Annotated in this window: 13 protein-coding genes and 1 other RNA gene; 7 read left to right on the top strand and 7 right to left on the bottom strand. The window is 53.6% G+C overall.

Annotated elements, in window-relative coordinates; all coding sequences use genetic code 11:
• Positions 1 to 90 precede the first annotated feature (90 nt).
• Together HCR03_RS15505 and HCR03_RS15500 are read left to right on the top strand one after the other, a co-directional pair.
• Positions 91 to 1,107, top strand: a complete 1,017-nt coding sequence (locus HCR03_RS15505; RefSeq protein WP_187035264.1) for an SDR family oxidoreductase — start codon at positions 91 to 93, stop codon at positions 1,105 to 1,107.
• A gap of 283 nt (positions 1,108 to 1,390) precedes the next feature.
• Positions 1,391 to 1,984 (top strand): hypothetical protein, encoded by a 594-nt coding sequence (locus HCR03_RS15500; protein WP_066645418.1) that lies wholly within the window; start codon positions 1,391 to 1,393, stop codon positions 1,982 to 1,984.
• A 69-nt stretch (positions 1,985 to 2,053) separates the two neighbouring features.
• Here the strand turns inward: HCR03_RS15500 and HCR03_RS15495 are convergent, their stop codons facing one another.
• The 5 genes from HCR03_RS15495 to HCR03_RS15475 are packed head-to-tail and all read right to left on the bottom strand — an operon-like array spanning position 2,054 to position 7,048.
• On the bottom strand, positions 2,054 to 2,776 hold the full coding sequence (locus HCR03_RS15495; RefSeq protein ID WP_187035262.1) for a GltB/FmdC/FwdC-like GXGXG domain-containing protein: 723 nt from the start codon (positions 2,774 to 2,776) through the stop codon (positions 2,054 to 2,056).
• The gene (locus HCR03_RS15490; RefSeq protein WP_187035260.1) at positions 2,773 to 4,002 is read right to left on the bottom strand and encodes an NAD(P)/FAD-dependent oxidoreductase; all 1,230 of its coding nucleotides are present in this window, start codon (positions 4,000 to 4,002) and stop codon (positions 2,773 to 2,775) included. Before HCR03_RS15490 ends, HCR03_RS15495 begins: the two co-directional genes overlap by 4 nt.
• Positions 4,003 to 4,008: 6 nt before the next feature.
• Entirely contained in the window at positions 4,009 to 4,440 is a 432-nt protein-coding gene (locus HCR03_RS15485) for a 4Fe-4S dicluster domain-containing protein (protein WP_187035258.1), read from the bottom strand.
• Positions 4,441 to 4,443: 3 nt separating this feature from the next.
• Positions 4,444 to 5,952, bottom strand: coding sequence for a glutamate synthase-related protein (locus HCR03_RS15480; protein ID WP_066645410.1), 1,509 nt, complete (start codon positions 5,950 to 5,952; stop codon positions 4,444 to 4,446).
• Position 5,953: 1 nt separating this feature from the next.
• Positions 5,954 to 7,048 carry a class II glutamine amidotransferase gene (locus HCR03_RS15475; RefSeq protein ID WP_066645409.1) on the bottom strand — a complete coding sequence of 365 codons (1,095 nt, stop codon included), beginning with the start codon at positions 7,046 to 7,048 and terminating at the stop codon, positions 5,954 to 5,956.
• Between the two features lie 416 nt (positions 7,049 to 7,464).
• Between HCR03_RS15475 and HCR03_RS15470 the strand changes: the two genes are divergently transcribed.
• From HCR03_RS15470 to HCR03_RS15450, 5 genes are all read left to right on the top strand, one after another.
• On the top strand, positions 7,465 to 9,558 hold the full coding sequence (locus tag HCR03_RS15470) for a glutamine synthetase III family protein (protein ID WP_187035256.1): 2,094 nt from the start codon (positions 7,465 to 7,467) through the stop codon (positions 9,556 to 9,558).
• Between the two features lie 183 nt (positions 9,559 to 9,741).
• The gene (locus HCR03_RS15465; RefSeq protein WP_066645405.1) at positions 9,742 to 10,974 is read left to right on the top strand and encodes an Nramp family divalent metal transporter; all 1,233 of its coding nucleotides are present in this window, start codon (positions 9,742 to 9,744) and stop codon (positions 10,972 to 10,974) included.
• A 279-nt stretch (positions 10,975 to 11,253) separates the two neighbouring features.
• A complete protein-coding gene (locus HCR03_RS15460; protein ID WP_187035255.1) occupies positions 11,254 to 12,084 on the top strand; it encodes an MBL fold metallo-hydrolase in 831 nt (276 codons plus the stop codon).
• Positions 12,085 to 12,099: 15 nt separating this feature from the next.
• Entirely contained in the window at positions 12,100 to 13,236 is a 1,137-nt protein-coding gene (locus tag HCR03_RS15455) for a CdaR family transcriptional regulator (protein ID WP_187035253.1), read from the top strand.
• Positions 13,237 to 13,277: 41 nt separating this feature from the next.
• Positions 13,278 to 14,615 (top strand): GntP family permease, encoded by a 1,338-nt coding sequence (locus tag HCR03_RS15450; RefSeq protein ID WP_187035251.1) that lies wholly within the window; start codon positions 13,278 to 13,280, stop codon positions 14,613 to 14,615.
• 166 nt (positions 14,616 to 14,781) lie between these two features.
• On the opposite strand, the gene rnpB is transcribed toward HCR03_RS15450, so the two are convergent.
• Both rnpB and HCR03_RS15440 read right to left on the bottom strand, forming a co-directional pair.
• An RNA gene (gene rnpB, locus HCR03_RS15445) (RNase P RNA component class A) lies at positions 14,782 to 15,131 on the bottom strand.
• Between the two features lie 38 nt (positions 15,132 to 15,169).
• Positions 15,170 to 16,621 carry a nicotinate phosphoribosyltransferase gene (locus HCR03_RS15440; protein WP_066645421.1) on the bottom strand — a complete coding sequence of 484 codons (1,452 nt, stop codon included), beginning with the start codon at positions 16,619 to 16,621 and terminating at the stop codon, positions 15,170 to 15,172.
• Between the last annotated feature and the right edge of the window lie 361 nt (positions 16,622 to 16,982).

Genomic DNA, 16,982 nt, shown 5'->3' with positions numbered 1-16,982 from the left:
CACGAACTTTTGAGTATTGTAATCATTATGCGACAAACCGACAAAAGATACGATAATCTTATTATAATACAGAAGAACGGAGTGTGCAAGATGAAAGTATTGTTGATCGGCGGAACGGGTACCATCAGCTCCGCCGCGGTAAAACTGGCTCTTTCCCGAGGAGCGGAGGTCGCTTTGCTGACGCGCGGCACGCACCCGGAGCTTGTTCCCGACGGTGCCGAATGTATCCGCGCGGATATTGCCGATGAGGAAAAGGTCCGGAAGCTTCTTTCCGGCAGAGCGTTCGACGCGGTGGCGGACTTCACCGTCATGACGCCCGAGCAGGCCGCGAGGGATGTTTCACTGTTTACCGGAAACACCGGCCAGTTTATTTTTATCAGCTCCGCGTCCGCTTATCAAAAGCCGCCCGTCCGCTATCCGATCACGGAAAGCACGCCGCTCCGCAACCCTTTCTGGAGCTATTCCAGAAACAAAATCGCCTGCGAAGAGCTGTTTACGGCGGCGTACCGCTCCGAGGGTTTCCCTGTTACCATCATACGCCCCAGCCACACTTATAGTGAACGAAGCGTTCCGCTTGCCGTTCACGGGGAAAACGGTTCCTGGCAGGTTCTTCAAAGAATCCTTTCGGGGAAACCCGTCATCGTCCACGGCGACGGGCTGACGCTGTGGACGTTTACGCACGCGGACGATTTTGCGAAAGGGTTCTGCGGCCTGCTCGGCAACCCGCACGCGATCGGCGAAGCGGTTCACATTACAAGCGACGAATCGATTACCTGGAACGACGCCTACGAGGCGATCGGCGCGGCTCTCGGCGTTAAGCCGAACCTGGTTCACATTCCGTCCGATTTCCTCGCGGCGTTCGACCCGGAGCTGCTCGGCAAGCTGCTGGGCGACAAAGCGTATTGCGGCGTGTTCGACAATTCCAAGCTCAAGCGCCTGGTTCCGGGGTTCCAGGCTGAAATCCGGTTTTCCGACGGCGTGCGGCGCAGCGTGGAGTACCTTCGTTCCCACCCGGAGCTGCAAACGCCGGACCCGGAATTCGACGCGTGGTGCGACCGCGTCGTCGCGGCGCATTTCGCGGGGATGAAGGAGTTGGGGAACGGGTAATCCCGAAAATTACATATTTTGATAAGAGGGACCCCGGATTTCCGGAGTCCCTCTTTGTATCAGAAAAGGAAAATAATGAGCGCTCTTAATTGAACGTATAAGGTTCTGATAAGGATTTGCGAAAAATGGCCCGAAAAAAGCAACCGATCATTTTTGCGAAAACAGATTGACAAAAAATGTCATTGTGATAGTATGAAATTATGATTCTAATCTGTTATTAAAAATAGTCGGTTCGGGAACCATAGCCCCATCCACAAATGAATTCTAAATGGAGTGTTATAACATGACAATCAACCCGTTATCCGCCACGCAAACAGCTTCCCTCATCGATTCCAAGAGCAAACCGAAGCAAGGGACAAGCTCCGCTTCTTTCGCAGAGAAACTGAACAGCGCTTCAAAAAGCAATCAGGATACCGTACAGCTTTCCGCAAACCAATCCGGGCAATCGGCAAACATCACGGAGGCGGGGCGGAACTCGACCGGAACAAAAACTTTGACTGCCGCTCAAAAACAGTATCTGCGGGAAAAATATCATTTGGCGGATTCTTCCGGCCTGTCTGATTCCCAATTAAACAGCCTTCTGGCCGACCTGACCAACGACGGCGCTTTGTCTTATCAGGATTACCGGAGAGCCCATATACGCGTGTGCGCTCTCTTGCCCTCAGGCGCTGTCTTTCCCTTAGGCACTCCTTTTCCTTCAGGAAAAACCTCCGGCAATTACGCGGGATATTACCAAAAGATCATTCAGGGGGAACAGGAGGGTGCCGATTATATCAAAGAAAATTACGGAATCGACCCTTCGGCCGATTACTACGACTGTATCAACGCGCATCAAAGGATCGAAGCTCTGCTGGACGATTTGTACAAAGCCGTTTAGAAAACATAACTGCAAACAGCCGGATGTTTCTTTCGAAGCACCCGGCTCTTTCTATCGCAATCAGAATATTTAATTGAACGTATACAGGTTTTGATAAGGGTTATTGGAATTCGGCCGCAGCACGTAGAACGGGCGGTCAAACAGGCTCTGCTTCTCCATGGAGAACGCGGCGCAGAATTCTTCCAGATACCCGTCGATTTCCGCCATATCTTCTTCGGTCGCTTTCGAAGCCGCCACCTGAGGCGGTAAGTCCGCGGGGAGTTCTTCCGCCCGCAGAAACATCTTCCCGCCGTGCATCCCGGTGCCGCACAGGTTTCCGACCGGAGCCTTCTTTTCAGAACCGATTCCCAGCACGATAATGGTTCCGCCCGCCTGGTATTCGCCCAGAAAACTTCCCGTTTCGCCGCCGACCACAATCAGCGGCTGCTGTTCCCGGTATGCCTTCATGTGGATTCCGACGCGGTAGCCCGCGTTGCCGCGCACCAGAATTTTCCCGCCGCGCATCGAATACCCGGTCGCGTCCCCGCAGGAACCGTCGACCACAATGGTTCCGCTGTTCATGGTATCCCCGGTCTGGTCCTGCGCGTTGCCGTGCACCCGGATGGTTCCGCCGTTCAGGTAGCACCCCAGAGCGTTGCCGGGAATCCCTTGAATCGTCAGGCTGACCCCGCTCATCCCGGCCGCGATATACCGCTGTCCCATGCAGTTTTCTATCAGAATTTCCTGTCCCGCCGCCCGGATTTCCTCGTTCAGCGCGCGGAAATCCCTGCCGTTTGCATCAATCCGGTTCATTTCGCACCTCCGAGTTTGACCGCCCTGCGCTCCGCCGTAAACGCCATCAGCTGCGGCTTCTGTTTCAAAAGCTCAAAATCGACGGTATCCAGCGGGGTCTGCTCCCGAATCAGCGAAGTGTAAATCCCCGCCCGGGCGATTTCGCCGATCAGAATAAAGCCCTTGAGCAAATGATCCTTGACAATCAGCTTTTTGTAAACGCCGGGTTTCGTCTCGACGATCTCTTCCCCGTCGTAGCTGCCCGCGGTCAGAACATGCAGCCCGAAAAATCCGATGGCGTTCATCGGCACGGCGTTCGCGAACGACTTTTCGCCGCCCGCCATATTCACTCCCGCCGTTTCGCCCTGAAGATAGGCGTTCGGCAGAATCGCCAGCACGCGCCGCTGTCCTGTCGTAATGTCCCGGCATTCGCAGCAGTCGCCCGCCGCGTAGATTCCCGGCACGCTCGTCGCGGAAGTTTCGTCAATCGCGACGCCGCGCCCGACCTCGCATCCGGCCTCCGCCGCCAGCTCCGTGTTCGGGCGCACGCCGACGGCGACCACCAGCACGTCGAAATCCACCGCGCCGCCGCTTTTTAAACGCGCTCGGTTTTCCTCAAACTCAGCGACGCTGTCCCCCAGCAGAAACTTGATGCCGTTTTGCTCGATGTGCTTCTTCACCATTTCGGAACCCGCTTCGTCCAGAATACTCGGCAAAATCCGGTCCGCAAGGTCCACCACCGTGATGGAGCCGACGCGGCCGCAGATCCCCTCCGCGCATTTCAGGCCAATCAGGCCCGCGCCGACGATCAGCACCCGGCTTTCGGGGGTTAAAACGGATTCCAGCGCCTTCGCGTCGTTCAGCGTCAGGAAGGAAAACTTTTTTCCGACTTTATCAAGCCCCTGCATCGGCGGAACAAACGGCCGGGAGCCTGTCGCAATGAGAAGCCTGTCGAACGGAATCGATTCTCCGCTGTCAAGCGCAACCGCTTTACGGCCGGAATCGACCCGAACCGCTTTCTTCCCCAGAAAAGTCTTTACTTTCATCTTTTCATAGAAATCGTCCGGACGGATCCGCATCTTTTCCTCCGTCGTGCTGCCGTACAGCAGGTAGGAAATCAGCGGGCGGGAATAAGCCGCGTACGGTTCGTCGGAGATCACCGTGATTGTCCCCTGAGTATCCACGGAACGGATTCCCTCAATGCAGCCGACGGCCGCGGTGGAGTTTCCGAGAATTACATAATTCAAGTCGATTCACCTCTCTTCAAACACAATGGCGGCATTCGGGCAGCCCTTGACGCAGGCCGGCTCTCCGCAGGAGTTGTCGGTGCACAGCTCGCATTTCTGAATTGCGTGGCCGTCCGGGGCGGGCATCACCGCGCCGTAAGGGCAGACCAGAATGCAGGTGTAGCACCCGACGCACTTGCTCTTGTCGACATGAACCACGCCGTCCGTCTTGGAAATCGCGCCCGCGATGCAGCTTTTCACACAGATCGGGTCGTCGCAGTGGCGGCACGAAACGGCAAAGCTGATCCGGTTGTTTTCCTCAATCTGGATTTTCGGGTGAATCGTAACACCCTTGAGCGCCTTTGCCATATCGGTTTCGCCGGTCGCGGCAAACGCGCAGTTGTATTCGCACAAATGGCACCCCAGGCACCATTCTTCATTCACATAAACCCGTTTCATCACTCATTCCCCCGCATGCTTGATTCCAAGAATTTCAAGCTCTTTTTCGTTCAAGCCGACGCCGCGCAGCATCAAACGGTTTCCGCGCATCGCCTCAATCGAGTTAATGCCCATGCCGCCCATCATTTCCATGATCTCGTGCTGCCAGGCGGAAACGAGGTTCATAAGACGCTTGTAGCCGATATCCGGATTCAGGCGCTTGACCAGGTCCGGCCGCTGGGTCGCGATCCCCCAGTTGCACTTGCCGATCTGGCAGGTGCGGCACAGGTGGCAGCCCAGCGCGATCAGCGCCGGGGTCGCGATGTAGACCGCGTCCGCGCCGAGCGCAATCGCCTTGACCACGTCCGCGGAATTGCGGATGCCGCCCGCGACAATCAGTGAGACGTTGCTGCGGATCTGCTCCTGCCGGAGGCGTTCGTCCACCGCCGCGAGCGCAAGCTCGATCGGAATGCCGACGTTGTCGCGGATTCTGGTCGGCGCCGCGCCGGTGCCGCCGCGGAAACCGTCGATCGCGATGATGTCCGCCCCGCTGCGGGCGATTCCGCTCGCAATCGCCGCCACGTTGTGAACCGCCGCGATTTTGACGATGATCGGCTTTTTGTACTCCGTCGCCTCTTTCAGGGAGTAAACCAGCTGGCGCAGGTCCTCAATCGAATAAATATCATGGTGCGGCGCCGGGGAAATTGCGTCGGTACCCTTCGGGATCATGCGGGTGCGGGAAACCGCGTCCGTGATTTTCGCCCCCGTCAGGTGCCCGCCGATGCCGGGCTTCGCGCCCTGCCCGATTTTGATCTCAATCGCCGCGCCGGCTTCCAGATAGTCGTGATGAACGCCGAACCGGCCGGACGCGACCTGAACGATGGTGTTTGGGCCGTATTTGTAAAAGTCCTCGTGGAGCCCGCCTTCGCCCGTATTATAATAGGTTCCCAGCTCCTGTGCCGCCCTCGCGAGGCTTTGATGCGCGTTGTAGCTGATGGAGCCGTAGCTCATGGCGGAGAACAGAATCGGGACCTCCAGCTTCAGCTGGGGCGGAAGGCTGTCGGTCTTGATGCTTCCGTCCGGATTCCGTTCAATGGCGCCCGGCTTTTTGCCGAGGAACGTGCGGGTCTCCATCGGCTCGCGCAGCGGATCGATGGACGGGTTTGTCACCTGGGAGGCGTTAATCAGGATTTTATCCCAGTAAATCGGGTATGGCTTCGGATTGCCCATGGAGGAAAGCAGCATTCCGCCGGTTTCCGCCTGCCTGTAAATTTCGCTGATGTCGTTCTGCCCCCAGTAGGCGTTCAGGCGGAACGTATCCGGATTCTTCACAATTTTCAACGCGTGCGTCGGGCAGAGCGCGACGCAGCGGTGACAGTTGACGCATTTGCTTTCGTCGCTTTTCATCGTGCCGGAATCCGGGTCGAAGGAGTGCACCTCGTTTGCGCACTGGCGCTCGCAGACACGGCAGGCGATGCAGCGCTGCGGGTCGCGGAGAACGTCGTATTCCGGGATATTATAGTTGATCGCCATGTCAGATCCGCACCCCCTCGTTGACTTGAATAATGACCGGCTCGCCGCCGCGCGGCGACCACAGGCGGTCCAGCTCCGGCGCCACCGTGCGGATCGCACACTCTTCACTGGCCACGTAAACGCGGTCGCCTTTTTCGCCGACCACCATGCTGCGCAGCTTCAGACGGTCGTTCAGCGCCATCATGCCGCCGGTAAATCCGAGCAGAATCGAGAACGGGCCCGTAATCAGCATGCTGGAATACACGTTTCTTAAATAAGTGAATTTTTTCCGGTCCGCCTCGTCCATCGCGTCGATCTCGCTCCAGAACGGAGCGGCGATAACGTCGGCGGTTTCCTCCAGGCTCATGCCCTGCCTGCGGTTCAGGTAGTCGATAATATATGTAATGACCTCCGTGTCGGTCAGCAGCGTGCAGCGGTAGCCGAACATTTCGATAAACCGTCGGTTCGCATCATAAGAGGAAATCTCCCCGTTATGAACCACCGTGTAATCCAGCAGGTTAAACGGATGCGCGCCGCCCCACCAGCCCGGCGTGTTCGTCGGGTAGCGCCCGTGCGCCGTCCAGCAGTAGCCCTCGTAATCCTCCAGGCGGTAGTACCGGCCCACGTCCTCCGGAAAGCCGACCGCCTTGAACACACCCATGTTCTTTCCGCTGCTGAACACATACGCCCCGCGAATCTGCGTGTTGATCTTCACGACAAAGCGGGAGACGAATTCCCTTTCGTCCAGGCCGGTGCTTTGCAGCAGCTTTTCGTACGGAAGGCAGAAATAGCGCCAGATGGCCGGTTCGTCCGTAATCTGCGGCATCTTCCTCGTCGGAATCTTTTCCGCGACCGTAACGTCGAAGCTGGTCTGAAGGACCTGCTCGCACTCCTCTTTCGCGCGCGCGCTGTCATAAAAGACATGGAAAGCGTAAAGGTCGCGGTTCTGCGGATAAATTCCGTAAGCGGCAAACCCGCCGCCCAGCCCGTTGGAACGGTCGTGCATCGGTTCAATGGAACGGATGGCCGTTTCGCCGCTGAACCGCTCTCCGCTTTTTGAAATCACGCCCGTGATCGCGCACCCGGACGGGATTCTGATTTCCCCCTCATTTTGCATATTCCCATCAGCCTCCCTGCAAGAAAAGAAATTTTCGTTTGCCGACTAAATTCCGTCGAAGTAAAATGCCCCGGTTCATCGGAAGGTCTCCTTAACAATGTAAACTAATTTTTAAAAAAACTTTCTTTTGTATGTTTTTACATGATATATTGTTTACCCGATAAAGTCAATAGTTTTACTGAGATTTGAGAAAATGGAGGAATTTGTAATGTAAAATTCATATTGGATGATTCCAAACAGCATATTGGCTTTTTTTCTTTTAATTTCTGCATTTGGCTGCAATTAAATATTGACTTCCCTTCGAAATCGCAATATAATGAAAACATGCAACAAAGGTGTTGTTGGGCTCTTATACCAAGGGGCCGACAGCATCTTTTTTCATTTCAACCGTATTTTATATAGGGAGTGAATTTCTGATGAGCAATATTCCAGAATTGTTCGGAAGTATGGTGTTCAACGACACCGTAATGAAGGCTAGGCTTCCCAAATCAGCATACAAGGCCCTCAAGGAAACAAGAGAGCAGGGTAAAACGCTGGACCCCAAAGTAGCCGACGTGGTCGCAAACGCCATGAAGGAATGGGCTTTGGAAAAGGGAGCGACCCACTTTACCCACTGGTTCCAACCGATGACCGGCATCACGGCGGAAAAGCACGACAGCTTCATTTCCCCCATCGACGGAGAAAGGGTGATCATGGAATTTTCCGGTAAAGAGCTCATCAAGGGCGAACCGGACGCTTCCAGCTTTCCGTCCGGCGGGCTGAGGGCTACTTTTGAGGCAAGAGGCTACACCGCATGGGACCCGACCAGCGACGCTTTTATAAAGGAAAATTCCCTGTGCATCCCCACCGCCTTCTATTCCTACGGCGGAGAGGCTCTGGACAAAAAGACCCCGCTGCTGCGCTCGATGGACGCCGTCAACAAACAGGCTCTGCGCATTCTCCGCCTGTTCGGCAACACCGAAGCGGTTCGCGTTACAACCACCGTCGGCCCTGAACAGGAATACTTCCTCATCGACAAGGCTCTCTATGAAAAGAGAAAAGATCTGATCTACACCGGCCGCACGCTGATCGGCGCAAAACCGCCGAAGGGACAGGAGCTGGACGATCATTACTTCGGAGCGCTCAAGCCCCGCGTCGCCTCTTTCATGGCGGACCTGAACGAAGAGCTGTGGAAGCTCGGCATCCTGGCCAAAACCGAACATAACGAGGTTGCCCCGTCTCAGCATGAGCTCGCGCCTATTTTCACTTCCAGCAATATTGCAACCGACCATAACCAGCTTGTCATGGAAGTGATGAAAAAAGTCGCGATCAAACACGGACTGACCTGCCTTCTGCATGAAAAACCCTTCGCGGGCATCAACGGCAACGGCAAGCACAACAACTGGAGCATGTCCACCGACAAGGGCGAAAACCTTTTGGAACCGGGCGAAACCCCGAGTGAAAACGCACAGTTCCTGCTCTTCCTCGCAGCCGTCATCAAAGCGGTCGACGAGCATCAGGATCTTCTCCGCATCAGCGTGGCCAGCGCGGCAAACGACCACCGCCTCGGCGCGAACGAGGCGCCTCCGGCCATTGTTTCCATGTTTGTCGGCGAAGACCTGAAGGAAATTCTGGACGCGATTGAAGCCGGCAAGCCCTGCGTGAAAAAGGACCGCGTCTTCATGGAAATCGGCACCGACGTTCTGCCGAAAACCCCGAAGGACACAACCGACCGCAACCGCACCTCTCCGTTTGCGTTTACCGGCAACAAATTCGAGTTCCGCATGGCCGGCTCTTCCGATTCCATCGCCTGCCCGAACATGATGCTGAACACCATTATTGCCGACGCCCTGTGCGAGTTTGCCGACCAGCTGGAAAAGGCGGACGACTTCAAGGGCACGCTGAACGCTCTGATTCAGAAAACAATCAAAGAGCACAAACGCATCATCTTCAACGGCAACAACTACGCGCCGGAATGGATCGATGAAGCCGCGAAGCGCGGACTGCTGAACCTCCACTCCACCGTTGAGGCGCTGCCTTACTATATTAAGCCTGAAAACATCGCGCTGTTTGAAAAGCACGGCGTTCTGACCAAGACGGAAGTCGTCTCCCGCTATGAAATCCAGCTGGAAAACTACTATAAGCAGGTCGGCATTGAAGCGTTTACCATGGTCGACATGATTCGCAAGGATCTGCTCCCCGCGGCCGCTTCCTACATGAAAGACCTGAGCGAGACAGCCAACGGCAAAAAGCAGCTTTGCCCGGATCTGTGCTGCGGTTACGAAGAAGCCCTGCTGAAAAAGCTTTCGGAGCTTTCTTCCGAGCTGTATGAAAAGGTTGAGGCTCTGGACTCCGCCGTCAATACGGATCGGGAATTCAAGGATACGCTGGAACAGGCGCAGTATTTCCGCAACACCGTGTTCGCAAAAATGGCGGAAACCCGCACAGTCGCCGACAAGCTGGAGCCGCTGCTCGGTTCCGACTATCTGCCGTACCCGACCTACGGCGAGCTGCTGTTCAGCGTGGTTTAATCAAACAAAAAAATACAATGAAATATCACCGTTAAATACAAAGGCGTGTTTTCCACCTGAAGCGGGGGATTGCACGCTTTTGTACCCCTCGTTTAAAAGGCGGAAAGTGCGGCGCCGGGTGCCGCTCTGCCAAAATAACGAAAAAATACTAGCGGATCTCCGTTATCTAAGGCAGGGTAATCAATGGAAAAACTGAAGTATCGCATCAAAAATATCGGCCCGGGGGCCCTGGTCGCCGCGGCTTTCATCGGTCCCGGAACGGTCACAACCTGCATCAAAGCGGGAGCCGGGTACGGCTACACACTGCTCTGGGCTCTGCTCTTCTCCACCATCGCAACGATGATCCTTCAGGAAATGTCGGCGCGGCTTGGAATCATCTCTCAAAAAGGGCTGGGCGAAAATATCCGTGAAAAGGTTCTTTCTCCCGTTTTAAAATCGATCACAGTGGTGATCATCATTCTTGCCGTGTTTGTCGGCAATATCGCCTATGAAACCGGCAATCTTGTCGGGGGCGCGCTTGGAATCAACACGATCGTGCCGTCTGTTCCCGTTACCGTCTGGGCGCCGATTCTCGCGGCGCTGGCGTTTCTTCTGCTCTGGTCCGGCAGCTACAATAGAATTGAAAAGGTATTGATCGCTCTGGTCCTGATCATGAGCGTCGTTTTCCTTGTCACGGCGCTGATGTCCCGTCCTGACTGGGGCGCGGTTTTGAAAGGGCTTTTTGTACCCGCCACGGGCAAAACCGGCTGGATGACCGTAATCGGCCTGATCGGAACGACCGTCGTACCGTACAATTTGTTTTTGCACGCCTCCTCCGCTTCCGAGCGATGGAAAAATGTTGAGGACTTGAAAAGCGCCCGGATCGACACCGTGGTCTCCATCGGGCTGGGCGGTCTCATCTCCATGGCGATTGTCGTTGCCGCTTCCGCAAATCTTTACGGAACCGGCAATCAGGTTGCAAACGGCGCGGATATGGCCAAGGCCTTTAATCCGATTCTGGGCAGCTGGTCGGGGTTGTGCCTGGGCATCGGCCTTTTCGCCTCAGGATTTACCTCGGCGATCACGGCGCCGCTCGCGGCGGCCTTTGCTACCTCCGGCGTTCTCGGTTTCGGGAAAAACATGAAGGACCTGAAATTTAAAGGCCTTTGGATTGTTGTTCTGGCGTTCGGCATGGTTCTTTCCGCACTGGGGAAATCCAGCCCGACCCAGATCATTCTGCTCGCGCAGGCGGCGAACGCGATCATTCTTCCCGTCGTCGCTCTGTTCCTGATGTATTGCATGAATCACCGCGGGCTGGGCCGTTACAAAAACGGAGCGCTTCAAAACATTCTGGGTTCGGTCGTGATTGCCGTCACGCTGTTGATCTGCATTCGTAACCTGACCAGTTTCTTCAGTTCTCTTTTCGCACTTGTATAATCAATTTTATTCAATTACAAGATTCTTACCATATCTTCCTATATAAGGGGAACGGCCCGCCGGAAAAGGCGGGCCGTTCCCCTTATCAGTCTGATGAACGCCGGGTCCGGCATCTGCAAAATTTTCCTAGAACAAGATTATCCGCCTCGCACAGTCAATAATTTGGTACCGGTAACAATGAAATAGCGTATCAAACTCAGTATAATAATTACTATAAAGTTGTTGTAAAAAGTCGAAATAATATGCAGCTTATCTGAAAGGCTCGAACGGGGGTTGTAAATGATCAACATTATCACACTGATGGACGATGCAAATGACGAAAACAAATCGCTGAAAAACGAGCACGGGCTTTCCATGTGGGTTGAAACCGATACTCAAAGCTTTTTGTTCGATTGCGGAGCAGGTACGGCGACCCTGCACAACGCACATAAACTGGGAATCGATTTGGCGGCGGCGGATTTTACAGTCTGCACCCACAACCATTATGATCATGCCGCCGGATATCGCGATCTCGCGGAAAAAGGACTCGGCGGGCGAGTTCTTTATACCGGCCCCGGATTTTTGGAAAAGAAATATGCGTTTGACGGAAAAAAATATGTAGACCTTTCTTCCGGCATTGACCTGCGATTTCTGGAACATTATCGGATTGAACACCGCGTCTGTACGGACATTCTCCCTCTGTCGGATCATTGCTGGCTCATCGGTAATTTCAATCGCACCAACAGTCTTGAGACAATTCCCAAACGATTTGTGAAAGGAACGCTCCCACAAGTTCGCGCCGACGATTTTTCGGATGAAATTTGTCTGGCTGCGGAATCACGAAATGGTCTGGTTCTTCTTGTGGGCTGCTCACACCCCGGCATATTGAATATGGTGGAAACGATACGCACGAGATTGAAAAAACCCATCTACGCTCTGTTCGGAGGAACCCATCTGGTGGAAGCCGACCCACAGCGGATCCAAAGCACGCTTTTGGCCCTGGGCGGCATGGGAATATCCATTCTGGGATTCAGCCACTGCTCCGGGTCGAAAGCGGAACAAATGCTTGAGGAAAACACACAATTCAGCGGCTGCCACATGTCTGTGGGAAGCTGCGTGGCATTTGAATAAGTCGGAGAAAAAACTATGCGTTTTGAAGAAATGGCACAAGAACTTGTTGAAGCTACCTCACGTCTTGTCGGTGGGCGGATTATTAACATTATGAACACAAAAGGCGTCATCATCTCTTCTACTGAAAGGGATCGTATTGGAACCATTCACGCCGGTGCCTGCGAAGTGATTCGATCCGGGCGTGCAGTTGCCATTGAAAAGAACGCGATCAACCAATATCCGGGTGCTCGGGAAGGCTACAATATGCCGGTTTACAGCGGCGGAAATCTGATCGCCGTAGTCGGAATCTTTGGGAATCCGGATGAAGTACGGGAAACCGCCAATCTGCTGGCTGTATATACCGCAAAATGTATCGAGCTCAACGCCGTTGCGCTACAACAGCAGGTAACGTCTGAGATGCGGACCCGATACCTCCACTTACTGTTGGCCCTGTCCCCCAGCGACGATGAGATGCTTGCCTCTCTCGGCAGCGCGCTCTGCATACAACAGAAATTTCCGATCCGGGTGATTCTGATCCGCATCAACACCGGTCAGGACGCCCTGCATGAACAGCAAAAAATGAACCGCCTTGCGGAAAGCCTGCTTTACCACCAGCTGATTAACAGCCAATGTGATGTTTGGGGCACCGTAAACAACAGACTGGTAATTGTAAAAAGCGGAATGACAAAAAGCGAGGATAAATATACCGCGCGGATGAATCAATGCCTAGAGGACTGCATGAAAGAAGCTTTTCATCTCTGCATCGGGGGCCTTTGCTTTAACTCCAAAGATATAAAGCGGTCTTATGAAGAGACTTCCGCTTTATGTTTCTGCACCAAAGAACCCACGGTCAGCGACATTACGAAAACGGACTGTAAATTCCGATATCTGATGCAAAACACCTACGCGAGAGAAAAACATGATATCGATGAAATGTACGAGATTTTAAAAACGAAATTCAGCGACGGTGAGCTGAACAGTCTTATGGAAACAGCCGCCTGCTACTACCAAAAAAAATGCAGTGTAAATCTGGCAGCCGACGAATTGCACATCCATAAAAACACATTGCAGTACCGGCTGCACAAGCTGTGGGATGCTCTGGATCTAAACGACAGCGATCCTTTTATAAAAGAATATTTTATGCGTCTGTGTTTCATGCGGCATGAGGGGTAACGAGGCAAATTTTGCCTTAAAATAAAACTGGAGGAGTTATTATGTCTTCATTTTTCCTATTCAGCGTAATCATATTAGCTGTCGCAGCCATGGTTATCGCGATTTCTAAGTTCAATCTGCACCCGTTTATTGTGCTGGTTGTCATCTCCATTCTGGTTGGTCTCGTCTGTGGAATCGAGCCGGTAAAGGTCATCAACACAATAAAGAGCGGGTTCGGTTCCATTCTGTCCAACATTGGAATCGTCATTCTCTGCGGAACAATCATTGGCACCATTCTTGAAAAAACCGGAGCGGCGCTCACCATGGCCAACAGCATCCTGAAAATCGTCGGCAAAAAAAGAAGTGTGCTCACAATCGGCGCCATGGGGTATGTGACCGGAATCCCCGTATTCTGCGACTCGGGCTTTGTTGTTCTCTCCCCCATCAGCAGGGCGCTTGCGGAGCAAAGCAACACCTCTCTGGCTGTCATGGCAACGGCACTATCCGGCGGGCTGTATGCCACTCACTGCTTGGTGCCGCCAACCCCGGGCCCCATCGCCATGTGCGGCACATTAAACGCGGACCTTGGCCTCACGATTATGATGGGCTTATTGGTATCGATTCCGGCTGTCGCGGTATCAATTCTGTATGCGAAAAAGATTTCAAGCAAAATCAATATTCCGGCGAATTCAGAGTGTTCCCTCGAGGAGCTGAAAGAAAAATACGGTCGGCTCCCCGGTGTCCTGCACAGTTTTTCGCCGATCCTGCTGCCAATCGTTCTGATCGGGGTTTCTTCCATTGCCGCTTTCCCATCGCTACCATTTGGCAAAGGGACCATTTATAATGTTTTGACCTTTGTGGGAAATCCCGTGGTCGCTTTAATCCTGGGCGTATTTTTGGCCATGACTCTCATTCCCAAATCCGAAAAGGCAAATTCCCTGAAATGGGTAAGCAAAGGCGTGACCGACTCCGCCTCCATCATTGCCATCACCGGTGCGGGCGGTTCCTTCGGGGCAATTCTTCAGCTTCTTCCCATCTCAAAATCAACTACGGGTTTGCTTGCTTCCGGGCTGGGCGTTGTCATCCCATTCGTAATCGCTATGATACTCAAGCTCGCCATGGGCGCCTCAACTGTCGCCATGATTACAACCTCCAGCATGATGGCTCCTTTGCTGAGCAATATGGGCTTCACCAGCCCAATCGGCAAGGTCCTTGTCGTTTTGGCAATCGGCGCCGGCTCCATGGTTGCCTCTCACGCCAATGATTCTTATTTTTGGGTTGTATCTCAGTTCTCCGATATGAAAACGGATGAAGCTTACAGATGCCAAACCGGCATGACGGCTGTCATGGGCATTTCCGTTATCATCATTCTGTTTATCATCTCACTCTTTATTCATTGAAAAGCGTAAGGTAGCAACAGTACATAAGCAGCCAAGCGGGGCCTGCCGGCTTCTTCCGCCGACGGCAGGCCCCGCAATTTTACAACCGACGAAAAATCATCGTTGTTTTGACTGGGTCCTCGCACGTAAAAAAACGGCGCGCTGAAATCAGCGCGCCGTTTTGTTGCATGCGACCAGGTCTGTAAGCCGAGTTCTGTCTTAAGCAGCCATCTATCTTGGCCGGGTGTTGCCACCGCGGCTCAGTGCCACCTTCTCGGGACGCGCCGGGCAGGCGCATGATGTCCCTCTGCGGTGTTGCTCCGAATAGGGTTTGCAGAGCCGCGCGGTCTCCCGCGCGCTGGTGGGCTCTTACCCCGCCTTTCCACCCTTACCGCGAAAAAACGCGGCGGTATTTCTCTGTTGCACTTTCCCTGGGGTCGCCCCCGGCGGCCGTTAGCCGTTATTCCGCCCTGTGGAGCTCGGACTTTCCTCGCGCGCGCGCTTTCGCGCTGCGCCCGCGGCTGCCCGGCCTGCTCGCATAGTATTCTGTATTCTAAACGATTTCGGACAAAATGTCAAGCGTTCGGGCCGAAGGAATATTCGGAAATCAGCCGGCTCTTCACGTCCCACAGCTTCTGGGACAGGTCGACATAATACTTGTGGGGATTTTCAAACCGTTTGACTTCGTCCCAGAGCGTGTCCACCTGTTCGCAGCAGTATGACTGCAGCTCTTTCAGGGGCTGCTTCCGCGTCAGGCAGCGCCCGTTTTGGAACAGCTGAACGCGGATATCCTCCGCGCGGAAATTCGTGAGCGTCTTGCGCTTCCATACGAAATTCGGGTCAAAAATTTCATAGGGCCGCGTGTCGTCGATCACCTCGTCGGAGAGGGTGATCACGTCCGCGAGCGCCTTACCGCTCGATCGGTCGTAAAGCCTCCAGAGTTTTTTGAAGCCGGGCGTAGTGATTTTCGATACATTTTCGCTGATTTTAATTTTCGGCGTGACCACGCCGTCTTTTCCTTCCACCCCGCTGAGCTTGTAAACGCCGCCGAATACCGGATGGCTTGAGGAGGTAATCATCCGTTCTCCGACGCCGAAGCTGTCCACCTTCGCCCCCTGCATCAGCATATCGCGGATGATATATTCATCGAGCGAGTTGGAAGCACAGATTTTACAATCGGGGAAACCCGCGTCATCCAGCATTTTTCTGGCCTTTTTGGAAAGATAGGTGATGTCGCCGCTGTCTATCCGGATTCCCCCGGGCCGAAACCCGCGCGGCAGGATTTCTTCGCGGAACACCTGAATCGCATGGGGGACGCCGGACTTTAAAACATTATAAGTATCGACCAGCAGCGTACAGTTCCGTGGATATTCCCGCGCATAGGCGCGGAAGGCTTCCAATTCGGAATCAAAGAGCTGAATCCAGCTGTGCGCCATGGTTCCCAGAGCCGGAACCCCGTATTCACGGTCGCAAATCGTGCAGGCCGTGCCGCAGCAGCCGCCAATATACGCGGCTCGCGCCCCCAGGATGGCCCCGTCGGCGCCCTGAGCTCGCCGGGAACCGAATTCCATGACCGGTCTGCCCTGCGCGGCGCGGCAGATACGGTTTGCCTTTGTCGCGATCAGGCTCTGATGATTCACGGTCAGCAGAATCATTGTTTCAATAAACTGAGCCTGTATCACCGGGCCGCGCACGGTTAGGATCGGCTCTCCCGGAAAAATCGGCATTCCCTCCGGTACCGACCAGACGTCGCAGCAAAAGCGGAAATCCCGCAGATACCCGATAAACTCTTCGCTGAAAATCTTGCAGCCGCGGAGATATTCAAGATCCTCCGGCGTGAATTTCAGGTTTTCCAGGTAATCCACAAGCTGTTGAACGCCCGCCATAATCGCATAGCCGCCGTTGTCCGGTATCTCGCGGAAAAACATGTCAAAATAAACCACGGTGTCCCGGTGACCGTTTGTGAAATAACCATTCGCCATGGTTATTTCATAAAAATCGGTCAGCATGGTCAGATTTGTCTTCATTTCGCTGTTATTTTCCAAGAAAAACATCTCCTGTATTATAAGATTCAAAAATACTGTGACTTCCAATCCTCAAGCCGACATATTATAGACTGACACGAAATTATTGATTGATGCATAATGCAGCGTGTCACTCAGGCAGCACCGAAAGATGAATTCAGGCATTTTGGCCGCTGCAAAAAAATAATACCCGCAGCACCGACCTCCGCGCCGCCTTTGCAAGCGACGGTTTAATAAAAATTCCCATTTGTAAAAAAGTGATTCGGAGTTCTCAAAAAAGAATAATTTTATTTTGTCGTGATAAAATAATAAATGTATGTTGACATCTTTGTCAAAATTATAAACTTTTTCTAAATAATACTGC

The organism is Caproicibacter fermentans (assembly GCF_014303955.1).
GTDB lineage: Bacteria > Bacillota > Clostridia > Oscillospirales > Acutalibacteraceae > Caproicibacter > Caproicibacter fermentans.
Note: the sequence above shows the minus strand (reverse complement) of the source record. Positions and strands in the feature narration are given on the sequence as shown.

Coding starts and splice junctions, on each gene's coding strand:
- HCR03_RS15505 (WP_187035264.1), top strand. CDS start 91: ATGAAAGTATTGTTGATCGGCGGAACGGGTACCATCAGCTCCGCCGCG.
- HCR03_RS15475 (WP_066645409.1), bottom strand. CDS start 7,048: ATGCAAAATGAGGGGGAAATCAGAATCCCGTCCGGGTGCGCGATCACG.
- HCR03_RS15455 (WP_187035253.1), top strand. CDS start 12,100: ATGCGTTTTGAAGAAATGGCACAAGAACTTGTTGAAGCTACCTCACGT.
- HCR03_RS15495 (WP_187035262.1), bottom strand. CDS start 2,776: ATGAACCGGATTGATGCAAACGGCAGGGATTTCCGCGCGCTGAACGAG.
- HCR03_RS15500 (WP_066645418.1), top strand. CDS start 1,391: ATGACAATCAACCCGTTATCCGCCACGCAAACAGCTTCCCTCATCGAT.
- HCR03_RS15470 (WP_187035256.1), top strand. CDS start 7,465: ATGAGCAATATTCCAGAATTGTTCGGAAGTATGGTGTTCAACGACACC.
- HCR03_RS15450 (WP_187035251.1), top strand. CDS start 13,278: ATGTCTTCATTTTTCCTATTCAGCGTAATCATATTAGCTGTCGCAGCC.
- HCR03_RS15480 (WP_066645410.1), bottom strand. CDS start 5,952: ATGGCGATCAACTATAATATCCCGGAATACGACGTTCTCCGCGACCCG.
- HCR03_RS15460 (WP_187035255.1), top strand. CDS start 11,254: ATGATCAACATTATCACACTGATGGACGATGCAAATGACGAAAACAAA.
- HCR03_RS15465 (WP_066645405.1), top strand. CDS start 9,742: ATGGAAAAACTGAAGTATCGCATCAAAAATATCGGCCCGGGGGCCCTG.
- HCR03_RS15440 (WP_066645421.1), bottom strand. CDS start 16,621: ATGAAGACAAATCTGACCATGCTGACCGATTTTTATGAAATAACCATG.
- HCR03_RS15485 (WP_187035258.1), bottom strand. CDS start 4,440: ATGAAACGGGTTTATGTGAATGAAGAATGGTGCCTGGGGTGCCATTTG.